Raw genomic sequence first — 18,042 nt, forward strand, 5'->3', positions numbered from 1 at the left:
GCTTACGGGTTGCCGCGGTTCTTCTTGCGGCCCACGCGCCGCGCCACGATCAGGATCAATATCAGGACCAGCAGCGCTACGCTGATCGCCGGCACGCTCCAGGCGATGTAGCGGCGCCATTCGAAGAACGCGCTGCCGCCGGGGCCCGCGGGGTTGCTGGCTTGCGGGTTGGCGCTGTCTATCCAAGCAATCGGTCCGTTGACGCCGACGACGGCCACGTTGCCGCGGTTCAGCACGAAAGGCGCGTCCAGCATGCCCGGGTGTTGGCCCACGGTGTGCCACAGCACACCGTCCTGGCCATTGCCGCGCACCACTTCGGCGGTGCTCAGGTGGTCCAGCCCGGAGATGTCCAGCCAGCTTGCGTTGCGGCCATCCACCTTTAATTGCTTGCGGTCGGTGACCTGGACCATGGGCTTGGCGCCGTCCACCGGCACTTCCATGGCCAGGAAGGCGCGGGCCGGCTTGAACGGCTGGCCTGCCGGCGCCACCGATAATTCCGCGCGCGTGGGCGACACGCCGCTTGCCGAAGCGATGCCGATCACCCGCTTGATGTTGTCCGGCGCGTCGGCCAGGTAGCTGTCCGGAATGATCACTTGCGGGTTGCCGGCCATCAGCGGCAACAGCCCCACAAAGGTGCCGTCCGGCTGCGGCTTGCCGGGCTTTACGTAGCTGGTGGGCAGCACGTTTACCGGGTAGCCCTGGGGAATTTCGTTGCAGTCGACCGATACGGGCTGGCGTTGGAATTGGACACGCAGCGCATTGGTCACCCCCAGGGCATAGCCGGGCACGCGCGCCGTCAGGCGCTCGGGTTTGCCGTCGGCATCCATCTGCCGGGCGGCCAGCAAGATGCCGTTCCAGAACACCGATGCCACGGGCCGCGTCGACGATGCGCCGGGGGCCGCCGCCAGGTCCAGCACAAGCTCGTCGGGCATCAGGCCGTCCGAGGACACGGTCCCCAGCGGGAAAGTGGTGGTCCAGTCGCCACGCGCCACGACGTCGAAGCTGGTCGCCGATCCGCCCAGCGTGGTCAGGCGCACGGCGCCGTCGTCGGAAGCCTGCGGCGAGGTGGCCGTTTTGACGTTGACCTGCCGTGTGACCAGGATGCGGCGCCATGCGCTGTCGAACGCGCCCGCCGCTTGCGCGCCGGCATCCGCCGCCACGGCGATGACGGCCTGCCGGCCCAGCGGCAGCAAACGAATATCGCCCGAGGGCAGGTCGGTGCCTGCCAGCGGCATGCGCGCCTGGCGCCAGGTCTTGAAGGCGGCGGCCGCATCGGTGTCGCCGGCAAGCTGCGCGGCCAGCGCATCCAGCGCTTCGTTATAGCGGCCCCGCAGCGCGGCGTCGGCAATCACGACGTCGCCGCTGACGGCGGGGGCGCCCAACACCAGCAGCGCGCCGATTTCCGCCGGGCCGGCCAGTTTGTGCGCAGGCTTGTTGGCAACGGCGGCAAATGCCGCAACCTGTTCCAGCCCCGCCGGTGCTTGCAGGCCACGCGTATCGACCTCGTCGCCCACCGATGGGAACGCACGAACCGCGACGCGCTTGCCCGACCTTTCCAACGCCACCCCCAGGCGCCAGGCGCTGTCGAAGGCCTGCTGGTCCAGCTTGGCGCCCGCCACCATCAGCACTGGCTTGCCGGGCAGCGTGCCCCACGCGTCGTCCAGATTGCCGATGGCCGAGGCGTCGTAGCGATAGCTAAGGTGCGTTTGCGGTGAAATGACCAGCGCATTGGCGGTGGCGCGGTTGCTTTCGCAGCGGCGCAGCGCGATCTCCGATTGCCAGTCCACGCCCAGGCGCAAGAACCCGGACTCGCGGTTGCGGTTATCAACGTTCAGGCTGCGTGTGACCGACCCGTCGCCATCGGCGATGCGCTCCGCCGTTTGCGGCACGCCATCCAGCCACAGCACCAAGGTGGTCCGGCCGGCCTCGCCCTTGGCATATCTGGCATCAAACGTCAGTGTGGCGTCCGAGATCGGCACGCCCCGCGGCACGGGCAGATAGAACTCCTGGCGTGCATCGCTGTTGCTGAGGACGACGGGGTCCTTGACGCCCAGGTCCAGCAAGGTGGTGTCGCGCGTGATCCAGCCGTCGCCCTGCAAGCGCCGCAACGCATCGCCGGCCGGGCTGGCCAGGCTGCTTAGCGGCATGGCCAACCCCGCCATCATCAAGGCATGGCAAAGGACTCGGGCAACGGGGACGGGCAGGGCGCTAGGGTGCATTGGGGGCTCCGGGGCGGAATGCGTCGCGAATAAGGTCGGGCGGATTAAGGCAACGGCTCGGGATGGCTGATCGGGCTTCTGTTCAGGGCTATTGGTCGGGGCTATTGATCGGGGCTATTGATCGGGGCAGGGGCGTTACGTCAGGGCGAGGGCGCGTTGGCGTCCCGGTACGGATCGAACTCGGAAACCTCCCGCCCGCATAGCGCGTCCACGATGCGCTGGCTGGCGTGGCCGTCGCCGTAGGGGTTGATGCGCCGTGAGAACGAGGCGTGCTGGTCGGCGTCGTCCAGCAGCCGGTTGACCTGGGTCACGATCCGCCTCGTGTCGGTGCCCACCAGGGCCACCGTGCCGGCTTCCACGGCCTCGGGGCGCTCGGTCACGTCGCGCATCACCAGGACCGGCTTGCCCAGATAGGGCGCCTCTTCTTGCACGCCACCCGAATCCGTCAGGATGAGATGGGCGCGCTGCATGAACCACACGAAATCCAGGTAATCCAGGGGATCGATCAGATGGACATGCGACAGCCCGGCCAGGTCCGTCATGACCACATTGCGCACCTGCGGGTTCAGATGCACCGGGTACACAATCTGCAAATCATTGCGGCGCGCCAGTTCCGCCAGCGCCGCGCAAATGTTCTTGAAGCCATCGCCGAAACTCTCGCGTCGATGGCCGGTGACCAGCAGCAGGCGCCGCTTTGGGTCCAACCAGTCGTAGCGCGCGTCCAGACCTTGTGCGAGCGGCCCGGCCGGGTCCAGCTTGGCGCAGGTCATCGCCAGGGCGTCGATCACGGTGTTGCCCGTTACGGTGATTTTTCCGGCAAGGTTTTCGCGCATCAGGTTGGCGCGCGATTGCGCCGTGGGGGCAAACAACCAATCGCCCACGGCATCGACGACGCGCCGGTTCATCTCTTCCGGGAACGGCATCGCCAGATTGCCGGTGCGCAAACCGGCTTCGACGTGGCCGATGCGCACGCGCCGGTGGAAAGATGCCAGCGCACACGCCGACGCGGTGCTGGTGTCGCCGTGCACCAGTACGCAGTCGGGCTGCTCCGCGTCCAGTACCCTGTCCACGCTTGCGATCAGCCGCGCATACAGGCCGTTGAGCGTTTGGTTGGGGACCATGACGTCCAGGTCGTGCTGGGCGCGCAGGTCAAACAGCGCCAGGACCTGGTCCAACATCTCGCGGTGCTGGCCGGTCACGCAAACCACGCTCTGTATCTGTGGCTCTTTGCCAAGCGCGGTGACCAGCGGTGCCATCTTGATCGCTTCGGGACGGGTCCCAAAGATGGATAGGACTTTCATCACAAGATGACCCTCCCCAGAGCGTGGTGGCGTCCATTATGTCGTGAAAGTATTCGTAATATGTGACGGATTATGTCTGTAACTGCAATATTCCGAGACGCAGGGGACGACGACCGCGAGGTGTCATGGCCCGTTCTTAAGACGCAAAAAAGCCAACTTTGTGAGCGGGCGAGGAAGGGTTTGCTGCGGGGCGGCGCTACGGCTGCGCGTCGTCGGCCCGGTAACGCAGCGCTTCGATCACGAGCGCCAGCGCGGGCGAGATCTGGCGTCGGCTGGCGTAGTAGAGGTGGTAGCCGGGAAATTGGGGCCACCAATCCTCAAGCACCGGGATCAGGCGGCCGCTGTCGATATGCGGCTTCATCAAGTCAAACGGAACGTACGCCAGGCCCAGACCGTCCAGCGCCGCTTGCAGCATCAGGAAGGTGTTGTTGAACACGGTCTGGCCATCAACGCGGACATTCAAAGCCTGCCCATTCTTTTCAAAATCCCAGGCATACAAGCCGCCATGGGTGGGAAGGCGCAAGTTCACGCAGCGATGCTCGGTCAGCTCATGCGGTGTGGTCGGCAGCGGCTTGCCCGCCAGATACTCCGGAGATCCCGCTACAGCCATGCGCAGTTCGGGCGCGATGCCTACCGCGATCATGTCCTTATCCACCCGGTTGCCCACGCGCACGCCCGCATCAAAACGATGCGCGGCAATATCCGTGAACGCGTAATCCACGCTGAACTCGATCTGGATGTCGGGATATTGCTTCAGCAAGGGCGCCAACCGTGGCCAAAGCACTGTGGCGATGGCGTGGTCGTGCGCCGTGATGCGCACCGTGCCGGCTGGTTTGTCACGCATCGCGCTCAGCGAAGCCAGTTCCTGCTCGATCTCGCCAAGCCTGGGCGCCAGCACGTCCAGCAGCCGCTTGCCGGCCTCGGTGGTGGAAACGCTGCGGGTGGTGCGCGTCAATAAGCGCACGCCCAGGCGCGCTTCCAGGGCAAGCATGGCATGGCTGAGCGCAGAGCGCGACACGCCCAGTTGCGCAGCCGCCCGGGTAAAGCTGCGTTCGCGAGCCACGGCCACGAAAGCTTGCAGGTCGTTCAGGTTTTCTTTCGCCATTGGTGAATTTTGTACACCGGTGTGTGCGTATTTTGCAGTCTTCTCAGCTAATGGTTCGGATCATACAGTGTGAAAAAGCGATCGGCGCAACGGCATTGCGCCGCCTTTCCAACACAGAACAGGACCCCTCCATGAACACGCTTTGTAAAACAGCCATCTGCCTGGCGGCGCTGCACACGGGTTCCGCGGGTTCCGCGGGCCCTGCGAGCGGCGCGGGCCCCGCCGAAGCGCTCGAATCCAAGCCGGCCAAAGGCAGCCAACAGCTAACGCGCGCGGGCAGTCAGCCTTCGATGGCCGGGCCCGAGGATTACTTCACCGGACCTGTGCGGGTGGATCCGGTCTGGCCGGCCGACGCGCACATCAACGCGTCGGGCGGCTTGGTCACCTTCGAGCCCGGTTCGCGTTCCGCCTGGCATACGCACCCCGCAGGCCAACGCCTGGTCGTGGTGTCGGGCGTGGGCCTCACTCAGGAATGGGGCGGCCCCGTGCAGGAGATACGCCCAGGCGACGTGGTCTGGTGCCCGCCCAATGTCAAGCACTGGCACGGCGCGGCACCCCACACCGCGATGACCCACCTTGCGGTCACCGGCACGGCTCAAGGCAAGAACGTGACCTGGATGGAAAAAGTCAGCGATGAACAATATAACGCGCGCTAAATCCGCCGCTACGCGGGGTTATGGCCGCGCATTGGCGATGAGCCTGAGCCTGGCTTGCACGGGCGTCCAGGCTGCTCCGCCCACCCCGACCGCGCCGCCCACCCCGACCGCCCGGTCCGCCGCGAATCCACAGGAGTCCCCACCCATGTCCCCCGCACAAACCGCGTCTTCGCTTACCGACCAGACGCTTTCTATCCGTCAACAAGCGATTGTGCCGATTGCGGCTTTTGCAGCCGCCGGCGACCTGGGCAAGCTGAACGCCGCTTTAAATCAAGGCTTGGATGCCGGCATGACGCTTAGCGACGCCAAGGAAGTGCTGGTGCAGCTTTACGCGTACGCCGGATTCCCGCGCAGCCTGAACGCCCTGGGCGAGTTGATGAAAGTGCAGCAGGCGCGCAAGCAGCGCGGCATCAACGACGCACCCGGCACCGAACCCAGCCGTCCCATCCCGAAAGGCGACGCCTTGCTTGCGGCGGGCACCGCCAATCAAACCAAGCTGTCGGGCGGGGAGGTGGCGGGGCCGCTGTTCGACTTCGCACCCGTCGCCAACGAATACCTGCGTGCGCATCTGTTCGGCGATATTTTTGAACGCGACAATCTGGATTGGCAAAGCCGGGAGCTCGCCACGGTGGCAATGCTGTCGGCACTGCCGGGCACTGAACCGCAGTTACAGGCGCACATGCGCATTAGCATGAATGTGGGCAATACCGAGGGCCAGCTTCGTCACCTTGGGCAGATTCTGGATGAACGCGCGGATCCCGCGTATGCGCAGCGGGCCCGAGCCGCGCTGGACCGCCATTTAGCGACGAAGGCGGCGGGTTGATCGGCCAAACCGTTTCGGAAATCCCAAAAGAAAAAGCCGCTCGACGATATGTCGAGCGGCTTTTTGCGTCTAGCGGTCAGTGCCGGTCAGTAATGTGCCTTTCGGCAAAAACGTTATTCCTGAAAATCAAAATGTCGAAAATCAGAAAAACCGGCATCAAGGGTATTTGGTGGAGCCGGGGGGAATTGAACCCCCGTCCGCAAGCCCTCTGCAATCAGTTCTACATGCGTAGTCGATTTATTTAGTTTTAACTTTGGACTTAGCCAACCGACAGGCCGGACCAAAGCGATTCACGTAATTTAAATCTGAGCCGTGTGACCCCAGCGCAGACCGATTCCTTGTGAATGTCGCTGCTGCGGTTCGAGGGTTACCCCCCTAGGAAGTTGCCTTCCTCCGCCTGACCCAAGGACAGATCAGTGCAGCGGCTCACCGCTTAAGCGGCGAGAGCGAAACGCTCGTCGTTGGCGTTTGTAGTGTTTCCAGTGGTTTAACGAGCGAACTGGTGCTCGGCATGCCCTGAGTTGTTTCGCGACCCACGTCGAATCCGGATCGGCCCCAAGAACTTTCTATTGTACTGGTAAATGCCATAGCCTGCTGTACTGTCCACATGCCTGCCAAACAAGGCGTGGCGTGGGGGCGACAGCGGTTTCGGCCAGTGTCTTACTCGGCTTAGACGGCGTTTGCGCACGCAGGTTCCGCGGGCGCGCGGCCGCGTGAAGCCGCCATCAGCGCCAGCGCCAAGCCCACGGAAATCGCCACGATCAGCGCGGCCGCCCAGCCCAACGATGCCAGCCCATAGTTATCGATGACATGGCCGCCCACCACGGCGCCCAGCCCGATGCCGATATTGGCGCCGGAAATATTCAGCGACGCGGCAAAGGCCGGCGCCTGCGGAGCCGCCTTCATGAGCCGGACGTGGCACACAATAAACAGCGCCGCCTGGGCGATACCCCAGAGCCCCAGGGCCACCGCAAGCAAACCGTGCGATTGCATCACCGGCGCGACGAACACCAGCCCGGCCGCCATCATGGAAGAAAACAGCGCCGTTGCACCCAGGGGGCTGCGGTCCACCATGCGGCCGCCCAGCGTGTTGCCGATCAAGCCCACGGCGCCAAACGCCATCATTGTCCAGCCCACGATCTGGCCGTTGAACCCTGCCAGCCGCTCAAGCATATCGGCCAAATAGGTGTAGGCCGTGAACATGCCGGTAAACACCAGCAGCGACAGCACAACATGGCCCAGCACGATCGGGTCGCGCAGGATGCGTAGCTGTGTCACTAGCTTGACGCTGTCGGCGCGGATACGGGTGCTGGGAAAGGTCAGCAGCAGCAGCAGGGCTTTGGCGAACGCCACGCCGGACAGCACCCAGAACGCGGCACGCCAACCGAAAGCGTCCGATATCAGCACGCCGATCGGGATGCCGAACACGGTGGCCGCCACGATACCGAAGGCGACCAGCGAGATGGCTCGGCCGGCACGCGCGGGGCCCACCAGTTCAACGGCGGTGGCGCTGGCCAGCGACCAGAATACGGGCAAAGCCAAGGCCGGCACGAAGCGGGCCACGGCCATGACCCAGATGTTTGGCGCCATGGCGGCTACGGCGTTTGACACGCCGAACAACGCCAAGACGCCGATAAACAGGCGTTTGCGCTCTACGTTGGCCATCAAGGCCGTCAATAAGGGACCCGTGGCGGCAACCGTGAAAGCAAACAGCGTGACCAGCAGGCCTGCCTGTGAAACGGTCACATTCAGATCGCGGGCCAGGCCGGGCAAGAGGCCGACGATCAGGAATTCGGTGGTCAGGATGGTGAAACCGGCGGCGGAAAGTAGCAGGATGGGCAAAAGCATAGGCATTCCTCTAGCGCGATGCCGACTGGCGGCGCGCGGGGGCAGGGCGTTGTGGTCGAAAAGGTCAGGTATGCGCCGCGGAATTAGCGTGGCGCGCTGCTGGCGGCGCTATGTCCGCCTGCGGAAGGGCGTGTGCGGTAAAGCGTGTGCGGTGATGCGTGTGCGGTGAAGGAAGCGGGGCGGATAAAACCGCAGTCCTGCGCCGGCAAAGGCCGAGTCGGTTATCGGGAAGTTCCTGATTGCCGGGGATGGTTCACACTTTAAGGGAGTTCGAAATCGGGATAAAGCAGGCACGAGCGGAAAGATTGTTCGCCCCGATCAACTAATACCAGCGCTAATACCAGCGCAGCCCCGGGCCGGACGGGACGCTTGGGATGATCAGCGCGAGCAGGGCGACCGGGAGGCGGCGCGTAAGGGGGATGAATCAGGCAGGCTGAGGGGAGAGGCTGAAGGGAGAGGCTGAAGGAAGAGGCCGATGGGGACAGGCCGATTGGGACAGGCCGGCCGGGACAGGCCGATTGGGGGACGCCGATTGGGACAGGCCGATTGGGACAGGCCGATGGAGTGAGGCCGGTCGTGAAAGGCGGCGGACCCTGGGTCCGCCACCAGCCCGCTTCAGCGCACGTCGCTGGGCAGCAACGGTTGGATGGCGGCCCAGAGCTCTTCCGGGGTATTGGCGCAGGTTTCGGCCTGCCAGCTGATGATGTCGTCGTCTTCGCCCACGTACCCGTACGCGGCTGCCACGGCGGGCATGCCTGCGGCGTGCGCCGCCTGAATATCGCGAAGGTCGTCGCCCACGTAGACGCAGCGGTCCGTGGCAAACCCGGCTTCACGAGCCGCATGTTGCAGGGGCAGCGGGTGCGGCTTGGCGTGGGCGGTGGTGTCGCCGCAGACCAGCACGGCGCTGTCGCGGGTCAGATCCAGGAACTCGACGATGGGCAGCGTCAGATACGTCACTTTATTGGTGACGATGCCCCACGACAGGCCGCGTTCGCGAATATTCGCCAGCAATTGCTCGATGCCGGGAAACAGCTTGCTGTGCACCGTGGAGCTGGCCGCGTAGTCTTCCAGGAACTGGAGGCGGGTCGGCTCGTAATCCGGATCGCCGGGCGCCAGGTCCAGCGCCACCCGAAGCAGGCCACGCGCGCCTTGCGACGCTACCGGACGCAAGGCTTCATACGGCATGGGCTCCAGGCCGCGACGCGTGCGCTGCTGGTTGGCGGCGGCGGCCAGGTCGGGGGCGGTGTCGGCCAGGGTGCCGTCGAAATCAAACAGGATCAGGGCGCTCATTTGCGGGTAGCCATCAGGTAGTTGACCGAGGTGTCGGACGACAGCGAGTAGATCTGCGTAATCGGGTTGTATTCCATGCCACGCATGCTGACCGGCTCAAGCTGGGCAGCGCGGGCGGCGGCGGACAGTTCGCTGGGCTTGATGAACTGGTCGTAGCTGTGCGTGCCACGCGGCAGCAGTCGCAGAACATATTCGGCGCCAATGATAGCGAAGAGGAAGGCCTTGGCGTTGCGATTCAGTGTCGAAAAGAACACCCAGCCGCCCGGTTTGACCAGCGTTGAGCAGGCGCGCACGATGGACGCCGGGTCCGGCACGTGTTCCAGCATTTCCATGCAGGTGACCACGTCGTACTGCCCGGGCTGTTCGACAGCCAACTCTTCAACCGGCACGTTGCGATATTCCACCTTTACGCCCGATTCCAATCCGTGCAAGCGAGCCACTTTAAGGGACTTGTCCGCCAGGTCGATACCCGTGACTTCCGCGCCGCCGCGCGCCATGGCTTCAGCCAGGATGCCTCCGCCGCAACCGACGTCCAGCACTTTCTTGCCCGCCAGGTTGCCCGCACATTCCTGAATCCATTCCAGCCGTAGCGGGTTGATGGCATGCAGCGGCTTGAACTCGCTTTCGGGATCCCACCAGCGGCTGGCCAGGGCGCTGAACTTGTCCAGTTCGGCTTGGTCGGCGTTGACGGCAGGGCGGTCGGAGTCGTGAATTTGCGTGGTCATGGGAAGGTCCAGCGAAAGGCGACGCTATATATATAGAGGGGCGGCTCACGCGCAAGGGCGAGGCAAGCCGCAGGCCATGGCACCAAGCTAGTGCATGACGGGCGAAAAAAAGGGCCTCGCTATGCGAGGCCCCTTATTGTAGCTAGTCCGGCAATTACTTGCGGCTACCCACGATTTCGATTTCAACGCGACGGTTTTGGGCGCGGCCCTCTTTCGTCTTGTTGGAAGCGATCGGGTTCGACTCGCCCTTACCTTCCGTGTAGATACGGTTGGGGTCGATACCCTTGCTGACCAGGTAGGTCTTGACCGAAGCGGCGCGGCGCTCGGACAGCTTCTGGTTGTAGGCGTCAGTACCGATCGAATCGGTGTGGCCAACAGCAATGATGGTTTCCAGCTCGATACCGCGAGCTTGCTGGGCGACTTGATCCAGCAGCTGACGACCTTCGGGCTTCAGGGTCGACTTGTCGAAGTCGAAGAACGTGTCAGCATTGAACACGACCTTTGCCGCCATCGGGGCCGGCTTCGCCTTCTGTTGTGCAACCGGGACACCGTCGCAACCGGGGATACCGGTGGCAGGGGTCCAGAAAGCATCGCGCCAGCACAGTTCGTTCGTACCGTTTTTCCAAACGTTACCGAACGGGTTGCGCCAGTTGTCCACGGTTTGCGCGGAAGCTACACCAGAGGCCGTGACGGCGGCGAAGGCGAGCGCCAGAGCGAATTTGGAGGGTTTGTTCATGTTTCTCCTCGTTGAGCTTGAAGCTGGATAAGTGACTCGCAGCGAACCCCCGCCGCATATCAGGAAAACGGGGCCAGTATAGCAACGCCAAGAGCTGGTTCAAAGGATTAGCTACTGGGTTTCCTGCGTGCTGGAAACAATCTTAAGGCATTTGGGCACCTTTGGCTTCCCTGGAGAGGCGCATTAATGCTGGATACGGCGTTTTCGGCGCTCGTTCGGTTTTCCATGTTGGTTTTTGACAACAGGGGCGGAGGGCGTGGCCCGGCGGTCCAAGGACCTGTCCGACCGGCCACCCGGGCCGACGCCTTGCGGCACACCGCAAGCAAGCCGGGCAAACGGGAACGGAATCGAATGATAGAATTTCCTGTTTACCCGGCCCGGGTTCCTCCTTACACGATTCTGTCGTTATATATATGGATTCCTTTGCCAAGGAGACGCTTCCGGTTTCGCTGGAAGAAGAGATGCGCCGCAGTTACCTCGATTACGCAATGAGCGTGATCGTTGGGCGGGCGCTACCGGATGTGCGGGATGGGCTCAAGCCCGTCCACCGGCGCGTGCTCTACGCGATGCATGAGCTGAACAACGATTGGAACCGCGCTTACAAGAAGTCGGCGCGTATCGTCGGGGATGTAATCGGTAAATACCACCCCCACGGTGACCAATCCGTGTACGACACCATCGTCCGCATGGCGCAGGATTTCTCCATGCGCTACATGCTTGTGGACGGCCAAGGTAACTTCGGCTCCATCGACGGCGATAACGCCGCAGCGATGCGGTACACCGAAATCCGCCTGGCGAAGATCGCCCACGAGCTGCTGGCCGACATCGACCAGGAGACGGTGGACTTCGGCCCCAACTATGACGGCAGCGAACAAGAACCGCTGCTGTTGCCTTCGCGCCTGCCCAACCTGCTGGTGAACGGCAGCTCTGGCATTGCCGTGGGCATGGCCACCAATATCCCGCCGCACAACTTGCAGGAAGTGGTCGACGGCTGCCTGTACTGCCTGCGCAATCCGGCCTGCACGGTCGATGAACTCATCGAGATCATCCCGGCGCCGGACTTCCCCACGGGCGGCATCATTTACGGCATGTCCGGCGTGCGCGAGGGTTATCGCACGGGTCGCGGTCGCGTCATCATGCGCGCCAAGACGCACTTCGAAGACATGGAAAAGGGCAACCGCCAAGCCATCGTCATCGACGCCATCCCCTACCAGGTCAACAAGAAGACGCTGCAGGAACGTATCGCCGAACTCGTCAACGACAAGAAGATCGAAGGCATCTCCGATATTCGCGACGAGTCCGACAAGGACGGCATGCGCCTGGTCATCGAGCTCAAGCGCGGTGAAGTGCCCGAGGTTGTGCTGAACAACCTGTACAAGAATACGCAGTTGCAAGACACCTTCGGGATGAACCTGGTGGCACTGGTCGATGGCCAGCCGCGCCTGCTCAACCTGAAGCAGATGATCGACTACTTCCTGCAGCATCGCCGCGAAGTGGTCACGCGCCGCACGGTGTTCCAGTTGCGCAAGGCTCGCGAACGCGGCCACGTGCTGGAAGGCCTGGCCGTTGCGCTGGCAAACATCGACGACTTCATCACGATCATCAAGGCCGCGCCGACGCCTCCCGTCGCGCGCCAGGAATTGATGGCCAAATCGTGGGATTCGTCGCTGGTTCGCGACATGCTCTCGCGCGCCGATGGCGACACGCCGGGAGGCCGCGCGGCCTTCCGTCCGGATGACCTGGGCGACGAGTTCGGTCTTCAAGGCGACGGCCTGTACCGTCTGAGCGACACGCAAGCTCAGGAAATCCTGAACATGCGCCTGCAACGCCTGACCGGGCTTGAGCAGGACAAGATCGTTGGCGAATACAAGGACATCATGTCCACCATCGCCGACCTGCTCGACATCCTCGCACGCCCCGAGCGCATCACGACCATCATCAGCGACGAGCTTCAGGCCATCAAGGCCGAATTCTCGACGAACACGAAGGATTCGCGCCGATCGGAAATCGAACTGAACGCGACCGAGCTCGACACCGAAGACCTGATCACGCCGACCGACATGGTCGTGACCCTGTCGCACGGTGGCTACATCAAGAGCCAGCCGCTGTCCGAATACCGTTCGCAAAAGCGCGGTGGACGCGGCAAGCAAGCCACGGCGATGAAGGAAAACGACTGGATCGACCAGCTGTTCATCGCGAACACGCACGATTACCTCCTGTGCTTCTCGAATCGTGGCCGTGTGTACTGGCTGAAGGTCTGGGAAGTGCCGCAAGGCACGCGCAACTCGCGCGGCAAGCCGATCGTCAACATGTTCCCGCTGGCTGATGGCGAGAAGGTCACGGTGGTGCTCCCGGTCAAGGAATTCAGCGAAGATCACTACGTCTTCATGGCGACCTCGCGCGGTACGGTCAAGAAGACCCCGCTATCCGACTTCTCCAACCCGCGCAAGGCCGGCATCATTGCCGTGGACCTTGACGACGGCGACTACCTCATCGGCGCCGACCTCACGGACGGCAAGCACGACGTCATGCTGTTCTCGGATTCGGGCAAGGCCGTGCGCTTTGACGAAAACGACGTCCGTCCGATGGGCCGCAACGCCCGCGGCGTACGCGGCATGATGCTGGAAGAAACGCAGACCGTCATCGCGCTGCTGGTGGCCGGCGACGAAACGCAGACCGTGCTGACCGCAACCGAAAACGGTTACGGCAAGCGCACCCCGATCGGCGAATACACCCGCCACGGCCGTGGCACCAAGGGCATGATCGCCATTCAGACCACCTCGCGTAACGGCAAGGTGGTGGGCGCGGTGCTGGTCAACCCGACCGACGAAATCATGTTGATCACCACCGGCGGTGTGCTGGTGCGTACCCGTGTCGCGGAAATCCGCGAAATGGGCCGCGCCACGCAGGGCGTCACGCTGATCAACGTTGACGACGGCAGCACGCTGTCCGGCGTGCGTCGTGTTGTGGAAAGCGACGCGGACGACGACGGCGAACTGGACGACGACGTCCAGGCCGAAGACGGTCAGGCGGAAGGCGGCGACGATAGCAACGGCGCAGCGGACTCGACGGATTCGACGGAACCTACGGAGCAATAATGGCCCGCCCCTGGAACTTCTCGGCAGGCCCCTCGGCCTTGCCCGAGGTGGTATTGCAGCAAGCAGCAGCTGAGATGCTGGATTGGCATGGCAGTGGCATGTCGGTGATGGAAATGTCCCATCGCGGCAAGCACTTCGTGCAGATCTGCGACGAAGCCGAATCCGATTTGCGCGATCTGCTGGGCTTGCCCGCTGATTACGCGGTCATGTTCATGCAAGGCGGGGGTTCCGGGGAGAACGCCATCGTCCCCATGAATCTCATGGGGCGCCGCGGCACGCCGGCCGCCGACTTCGTCGTGACGGGCCATTGGTCCAAGCGTTCGTACAAGGAAGCGGCTCGCTACGGCAGCACCCACGTGGCGGCCAGCAGCGAGCAAGCCATCCAGCTGGATGGCCGCGAGCAGGCGCCGTTGACCTGGGTGCCGCCGGTCGACACCTGGAACGTGCGCCAGGAATCGGCCTACCTGCATCTTTGCAGCAACGAAACGATTGGCGGCGTCGAGTTCATGGACTGGCCCGACACCGCCGCGCTGGGCGCGCCCGATGTGCCACTGGTGGTGGATGCGTCGTCGCATTTCCTGTCCCGGCCCATGGACATCACGCGCTGCGGCATGGTGTATGCCGGCGCGCAGAAAAACGCAGGCCCGGCAGGCGTGACCATGGTCATCGCCCGCCGCGACCTGATCGGCCACGCCTTGCCCATCTGCCCGTCGGCGTTCGACTACGCCAACGTGGCCGCCGAACATTCGCGCTACAACACGCCGCCTACCTTCGCGATCTATGTCGCGGGCCTGGTGTTCAAGTGGGTCAAGGCCAACGGCGGCGTGGCGGGCATGGAAGCCGCCAACAAGGCCAAGGCCGATCTGCTGTACGGCTACCTGGACAGCAGTGGGTTCTACCGCAATCCCATTCACGCGCCCGTGCGTTCGCGCATGAACGTGCCGTTTGTGCTGCGCGACGAATCGCTCAACGACACCTTCCTGCAAGGCGCCGATGCGGCGGGGCTGACCCAGCTGAAGGGTCACAAGAGCGTGGGCGGCATGCGCGCGTCCATCTACAACGCCGTACCTCTTGCGGGGGTTGAAGCGTTGGTCGAGTACCTGAAGGAATTCGAGCGCCGCTATGGATGAAGACCTGCAACGCAAGTTGCGCCCCTTGCGCGAACGCATCGATGCGCTGGACGCGCAGATCCTCGACCTGCTGTCGCAGCGCGCCCGCGCCGCACTGGAAGTCGGCGAAGCCAAGCACGCCGCACAAGCCGATGGCCCGGTGCTGCGCCCCGAGCGGGAGGCCGAAGTCATCCGCCGCTTGCAGCAGATCAACCCCGGCCCGTTTCCGAATGCGGGCGTGGCGTCGGTCTGGACCGAAATCATCTCGGCCTGCCGAGGCCTGGAACGCGGCATGACAGTTGCCTACCTGGGCCCGCAAGGTTCGTTTTCCGAGCAGGCGGCGCTGGAGCATTTTGGCCACGCCGTTCAGAAGCTGCCTTGCGCGTCGTTTGACGAGGTGTTTCGCGCCGTCGAGGGCGGGCAGGCCGATGTGGGCATGGTGCCGGTGGAAAACTCCACCGAGGGCGCCGTCAACCGCAGCCTGGATCTGCTGCTGAATACGCCGCTGACGATCCTGGGCGAGCGCTCGCTGGTGATCCGCCATTGCCTGATGTCGCAGTCGGGCACCATGGACGGCATCAAGACCATTTCCGCGCACCCGCAAGCGCTGGCGCAGTGCCAGGGTTGGCTGACACGCAACTATCCCGATGTGGAACGGGTTGCCGCGTCCAGCAACTCCGAAGCGGCGCGCGCCTCGGCGGGCGACCCGACCATCGCGGCGATTGCCGGTGAAGTGGCCGCGCCCGCCTGGAATCTTCAAGTCATCGCGGCCGGCATTCAGGACGATCCGCACAACCGCACCCGGTTCTTGGCCATCGGCAATATCCAGCCGCTGGTCAGCGGCAAGGACAAGACCAGCCTGATCCTGGCCGTGCCCAACCGCGCCGGCGCCGTCTACGAAATGCTGGCGCCCCTGGCGGACAACGGCGTGTCGATGACCCGCTTCGAGTCGCGCCCCGCGCGCACCGGCCAGTGGGAATATTATTTTTACGTAGACGTCCTGGGTCATCGTAATGATCCGAACGTTCAGCGCGCGCTTGCCACGTTGCAGGCGCAGGTTGCCTACCTGAAGGTGCTGGGTTCGTACCCGGCGCCGTGAGCCCACACCATGACCACCGCATCCAAGCCCCTCGTTGCCCCGGCGCACGTCAGCGCCATTGCGCCCTATCAGGCGGGCAAGCCCATTGAAGAACTGGCCCGTGAATTCGGGTTGGATCCGGCGGGCATCGTCAAGCTGGCCTCTAACGAAAACCCCTTGGGCATGCCCAAGTCGGCGCGCGCCGCGATGTTGGCCGCAGCCGAGTCCCTGGCGCGTTATCCGGACCCCAACGGCTTCGATCTGAAGGCCGCGCTGGCCGAACGCTATGGCGTGCCGATGAACTGGATCACGTTGGGCAACGGCTCGAACGACATCCTGGAAATCGCGGCATTGGCGCTGCTGGAGCCGGGTTCGTCGGCCGTCTACGCGCAACATTCGTTTGCGGTCTATCGGCTTGCCACGCAAGCGCGCGGTGCGCGTCACATCGTGGTGCCGGCAAAAGACTACGGTCATGACCTTGACGCCATGTTTGACGCCATTGCCGACGACACGCGCTTGCTGTTCATTGCCAACCCGAACAATCCCACCGGTACGTTCGTGCCTGGCGACAAGATTGCGTCTTTCCTGGAGCGCGTGCACGCCGCTCACGGCGATCGCGTCACCGTGGTGCTGGACGAGGCCTACAACGAATACCTGGATCCGGAATATCGCTTCGACAGCACCGCGCTGGCACGCCGTTTCCCGAACCTGATCATTTCTCGCACGTTCTCCAAGGCCTATGGGCTGGCGGGGTTGCGGGTGGGCTTTTCGGTGTCGCAACCGCCGTTGACTGACTTGCTTAATCGCGTGCGTCAGCCGTTCAACGTGAACACGTTGGCACAGGCAGCGGCGATCGCCGCCTTGGGCGATGCCGCCTACCTGGAAGAAGCCTACGCATCGAACAAGTCGGGCAAGGCGCAGCTTTGCACCGCCTTCGATCGGCTTGGGCTGCGCTATGTGCCCAGCTTCGGCAATTTCGTGCTGGTGCACGTGGGCGACGCGCCCCGCATCAATCTGGAATTGCTTAAGCGTGGCGTAATCGTTCGTCCCGTCGCGGGCGATGGCCTGCCGGAATGGTTGCGTGTGTCGATCGGGCTGCCTGAAGAGAACGCCCGCTTTATTGATGCCCTGACCGACATCCTGGCCACATGAACGACGCGTTACCTTCTTCCGATCAGGGGGCCGCTGGCCCCCTGATTCCTGTATTGGCCGTGGTGGGTGTGGGCTTGATCGGTGGTTCGTTTGCCGCCGCGCTGCGCCAGGCAGGGCAGGTAGGGCGCGTGCTGGGCGTGGGGCGTAACGCCGCATCGCTGGCGCGCGCTGTTGAGCTGGGACTGATCGACGAAGCGGTCAGCGCCGAAGATGCCGCCGCACGCGCGGATCTGGTTCTTCTATCCACACCGGTCGGTGGCCTGAAAAACGTGTTGTCGCGGATGCTTCCCCATCTGGGCGCCAACACCGTCGTCACCGATGCGGGCAGCACCAAGGCCGAAGTGGTCGATGCGGCGCGCCAAGCGTTGGGCGAGCAAATCGGGCGCTTCGTGCCGGGGCACCCGATTGCCGGCGCCGAGCGCACGGGCCCCGACGCCGCCGATGCCTCGCTGTATCGCGGCCGCACCGTCATCTTGACGCCGTTGCCGCAGAACAGCGCCGCGTCCATCGCGCTGGTGCGTCGTGCGTGGCAAGCCTGCGGCGCCAGCGTCATCGACATGGACGCCGACGCGCACGACCGCGTGCTTGCGTCGGTCAGCCACCTGCCGCATCTGCTGTCCGCCGTCTATATGGAGCAGGTGGCCACGGCCGCCGATGCCCGCACGCGCCTTGAGCTGGCGGGTAGTGGGTTTCGCGATTTCACGCGCATCGCGGCGGGTTCGCCCGAGATGTGGCGCGATATCTTTTTATCCAATCGCGACGCGATGCTGGCCGAGCTTGCCGAGGTGCGCGCCGTGCTGGACCGAGCCGAACGCGCCATTGCCAATGGCGACGACGCGGCCTTGCTGGCTTTGCTGGACACTGCGGCCCAGGCGCGCCGCAAGTGGCAACAGGAGTAACTG

At 63.9% G+C, this 18,042-nt stretch carries 14 protein-coding genes and 1 other RNA gene; 7 read left to right on the forward strand and 8 right to left on the reverse strand.

Features of this window, described 5'->3' with window-relative positions; genetic code table 11:
* Nucleotides 1–2: 2 nt before the first annotated feature.
* The 3 genes from DVB37_RS06725 to DVB37_RS06735 all read right to left on the reverse strand — a co-directional run bounded on the left by DVB37_RS06725 (nucleotide 3) and on the right by DVB37_RS06735 (nucleotide 4,625).
* On the reverse strand, nucleotides 3–2,219 hold the full coding sequence (locus tag DVB37_RS06725) for a cellulose biosynthesis cyclic di-GMP-binding regulatory protein BcsB (RefSeq protein WP_120154410.1): 2,217 nt from the start codon (nucleotides 2,217–2,219) through the stop codon (nucleotides 3–5).
* 140 nt (nucleotides 2,220–2,359) lie between these two features.
* Nucleotides 2,360–3,520, reverse strand: coding sequence for a non-hydrolyzing UDP-N-acetylglucosamine 2-epimerase (wecB, locus tag DVB37_RS06730; protein WP_120154412.1), 1,161 nt, complete (start codon nucleotides 3,518–3,520; stop codon nucleotides 2,360–2,362).
* 196 nt (nucleotides 3,521–3,716) lie between these two features.
* Nucleotides 3,717–4,625 carry a LysR family transcriptional regulator gene (locus tag DVB37_RS06735; protein WP_120154414.1) on the reverse strand — a complete coding sequence of 303 codons (909 nt, stop codon included), beginning with the start codon at nucleotides 4,623–4,625 and terminating at the stop codon, nucleotides 3,717–3,719.
* 131 nt (nucleotides 4,626–4,756) lie between these two features.
* Between DVB37_RS06735 and DVB37_RS06740 the strand changes: the two genes are divergently transcribed.
* Nucleotides 4,757–5,281 (forward strand): cupin domain-containing protein, encoded by a 525-nt coding sequence (locus DVB37_RS06740; protein WP_046802716.1) that lies wholly within the window; start codon nucleotides 4,757–4,759, stop codon nucleotides 5,279–5,281.
* A gap of 145 nt (nucleotides 5,282–5,426) precedes the next feature.
* Nucleotides 5,427–6,104, forward strand: coding sequence for a carboxymuconolactone decarboxylase family protein (locus DVB37_RS06745; RefSeq protein WP_120154416.1), 678 nt, complete (start codon nucleotides 5,427–5,429; stop codon nucleotides 6,102–6,104).
* Nucleotides 6,105–6,271: 167 nt separating this feature from the next.
* On the opposite strand, the gene ssrA is transcribed toward DVB37_RS06745, so the two are convergent.
* The 5 genes from ssrA to ompA all read right to left on the reverse strand — a co-directional run bounded on the left by ssrA (nucleotide 6,272) and on the right by ompA (nucleotide 10,703).
* Nucleotides 6,272–6,661, reverse strand: a transfer-messenger RNA (tmRNA) gene (gene ssrA, locus DVB37_RS06750).
* Between the two features lie 112 nt (nucleotides 6,662–6,773).
* Nucleotides 6,774–7,952 (reverse strand): MFS transporter, encoded by a 1,179-nt coding sequence (locus tag DVB37_RS06755; protein ID WP_120154418.1) that lies wholly within the window; start codon nucleotides 7,950–7,952, stop codon nucleotides 6,774–6,776.
* A gap of 615 nt (nucleotides 7,953–8,567) precedes the next feature.
* On the reverse strand, nucleotides 8,568–9,242 hold the full coding sequence (locus DVB37_RS06760; RefSeq protein ID WP_120154420.1) for an HAD-IA family hydrolase: 675 nt from the start codon (nucleotides 9,240–9,242) through the stop codon (nucleotides 8,568–8,570).
* Nucleotides 9,239–9,967, reverse strand: coding sequence for a bifunctional 2-polyprenyl-6-hydroxyphenol methylase/3-demethylubiquinol 3-O-methyltransferase UbiG (gene ubiG, locus DVB37_RS06765; protein WP_046802720.1), 729 nt, complete (start codon nucleotides 9,965–9,967; stop codon nucleotides 9,239–9,241). Before ubiG ends, DVB37_RS06760 begins: the two co-directional genes overlap by 4 nt.
* Before the next feature lie 154 nt (nucleotides 9,968–10,121).
* Nucleotides 10,122–10,703 carry an outer membrane protein OmpA gene (ompA, locus tag DVB37_RS06770; RefSeq protein WP_006225153.1) on the reverse strand — a complete coding sequence of 194 codons (582 nt, stop codon included), beginning with the start codon at nucleotides 10,701–10,703 and terminating at the stop codon, nucleotides 10,122–10,124.
* A 413-nt stretch (nucleotides 10,704–11,116) separates the two neighbouring features.
* On the opposite strand from ompA, the gene gyrA reads away from it, so the two are divergent.
* Genes gyrA through DVB37_RS06795 form a run of 5 tightly spaced genes read left to right on the forward strand, consistent with a single transcriptional unit; the run spans nucleotide 11,117 to nucleotide 18,039 of the window.
* Nucleotides 11,117–13,801, forward strand: a complete 2,685-nt coding sequence (gene gyrA / locus DVB37_RS06775; RefSeq protein ID WP_104143133.1) for a DNA gyrase subunit A — start codon at nucleotides 11,117–11,119, stop codon at nucleotides 13,799–13,801.
* Nucleotides 13,801–14,931, forward strand: coding sequence for a 3-phosphoserine/phosphohydroxythreonine transaminase (gene serC / locus DVB37_RS06780; protein ID WP_162941167.1), 1,131 nt, complete (start codon nucleotides 13,801–13,803; stop codon nucleotides 14,929–14,931). The genes gyrA and serC overlap by 1 nt, the downstream gene beginning before the upstream one ends.
* Nucleotides 14,924–16,009 carry a prephenate dehydratase gene (gene pheA, locus DVB37_RS06785; protein WP_046802723.1) on the forward strand — a complete coding sequence of 362 codons (1,086 nt, stop codon included), beginning with the start codon at nucleotides 14,924–14,926 and terminating at the stop codon, nucleotides 16,007–16,009. Before serC ends, pheA begins: the two co-directional genes overlap by 8 nt.
* 9 nt (nucleotides 16,010–16,018) lie before the next feature.
* Entirely contained in the window at nucleotides 16,019–17,140 is a 1,122-nt protein-coding gene (gene hisC / locus DVB37_RS06790; RefSeq protein ID WP_046802724.1) for a histidinol-phosphate transaminase, read from the forward strand.
* On the forward strand, nucleotides 17,137–18,039 hold the full coding sequence (locus tag DVB37_RS06795; protein ID WP_120154422.1) for a prephenate dehydrogenase/arogenate dehydrogenase family protein: 903 nt from the start codon (nucleotides 17,137–17,139) through the stop codon (nucleotides 18,037–18,039). Before hisC ends, DVB37_RS06795 begins: the two co-directional genes overlap by 4 nt.
* Nucleotides 18,040–18,042: the final 3 nt, after the last annotated feature.

This window comes from Achromobacter sp. B7 (assembly GCF_003600685.1).
GTDB classification, from domain to species: Bacteria; Pseudomonadota; Gammaproteobacteria; order Burkholderiales; family Burkholderiaceae_B; genus Achromobacter; species Achromobacter spanius_B.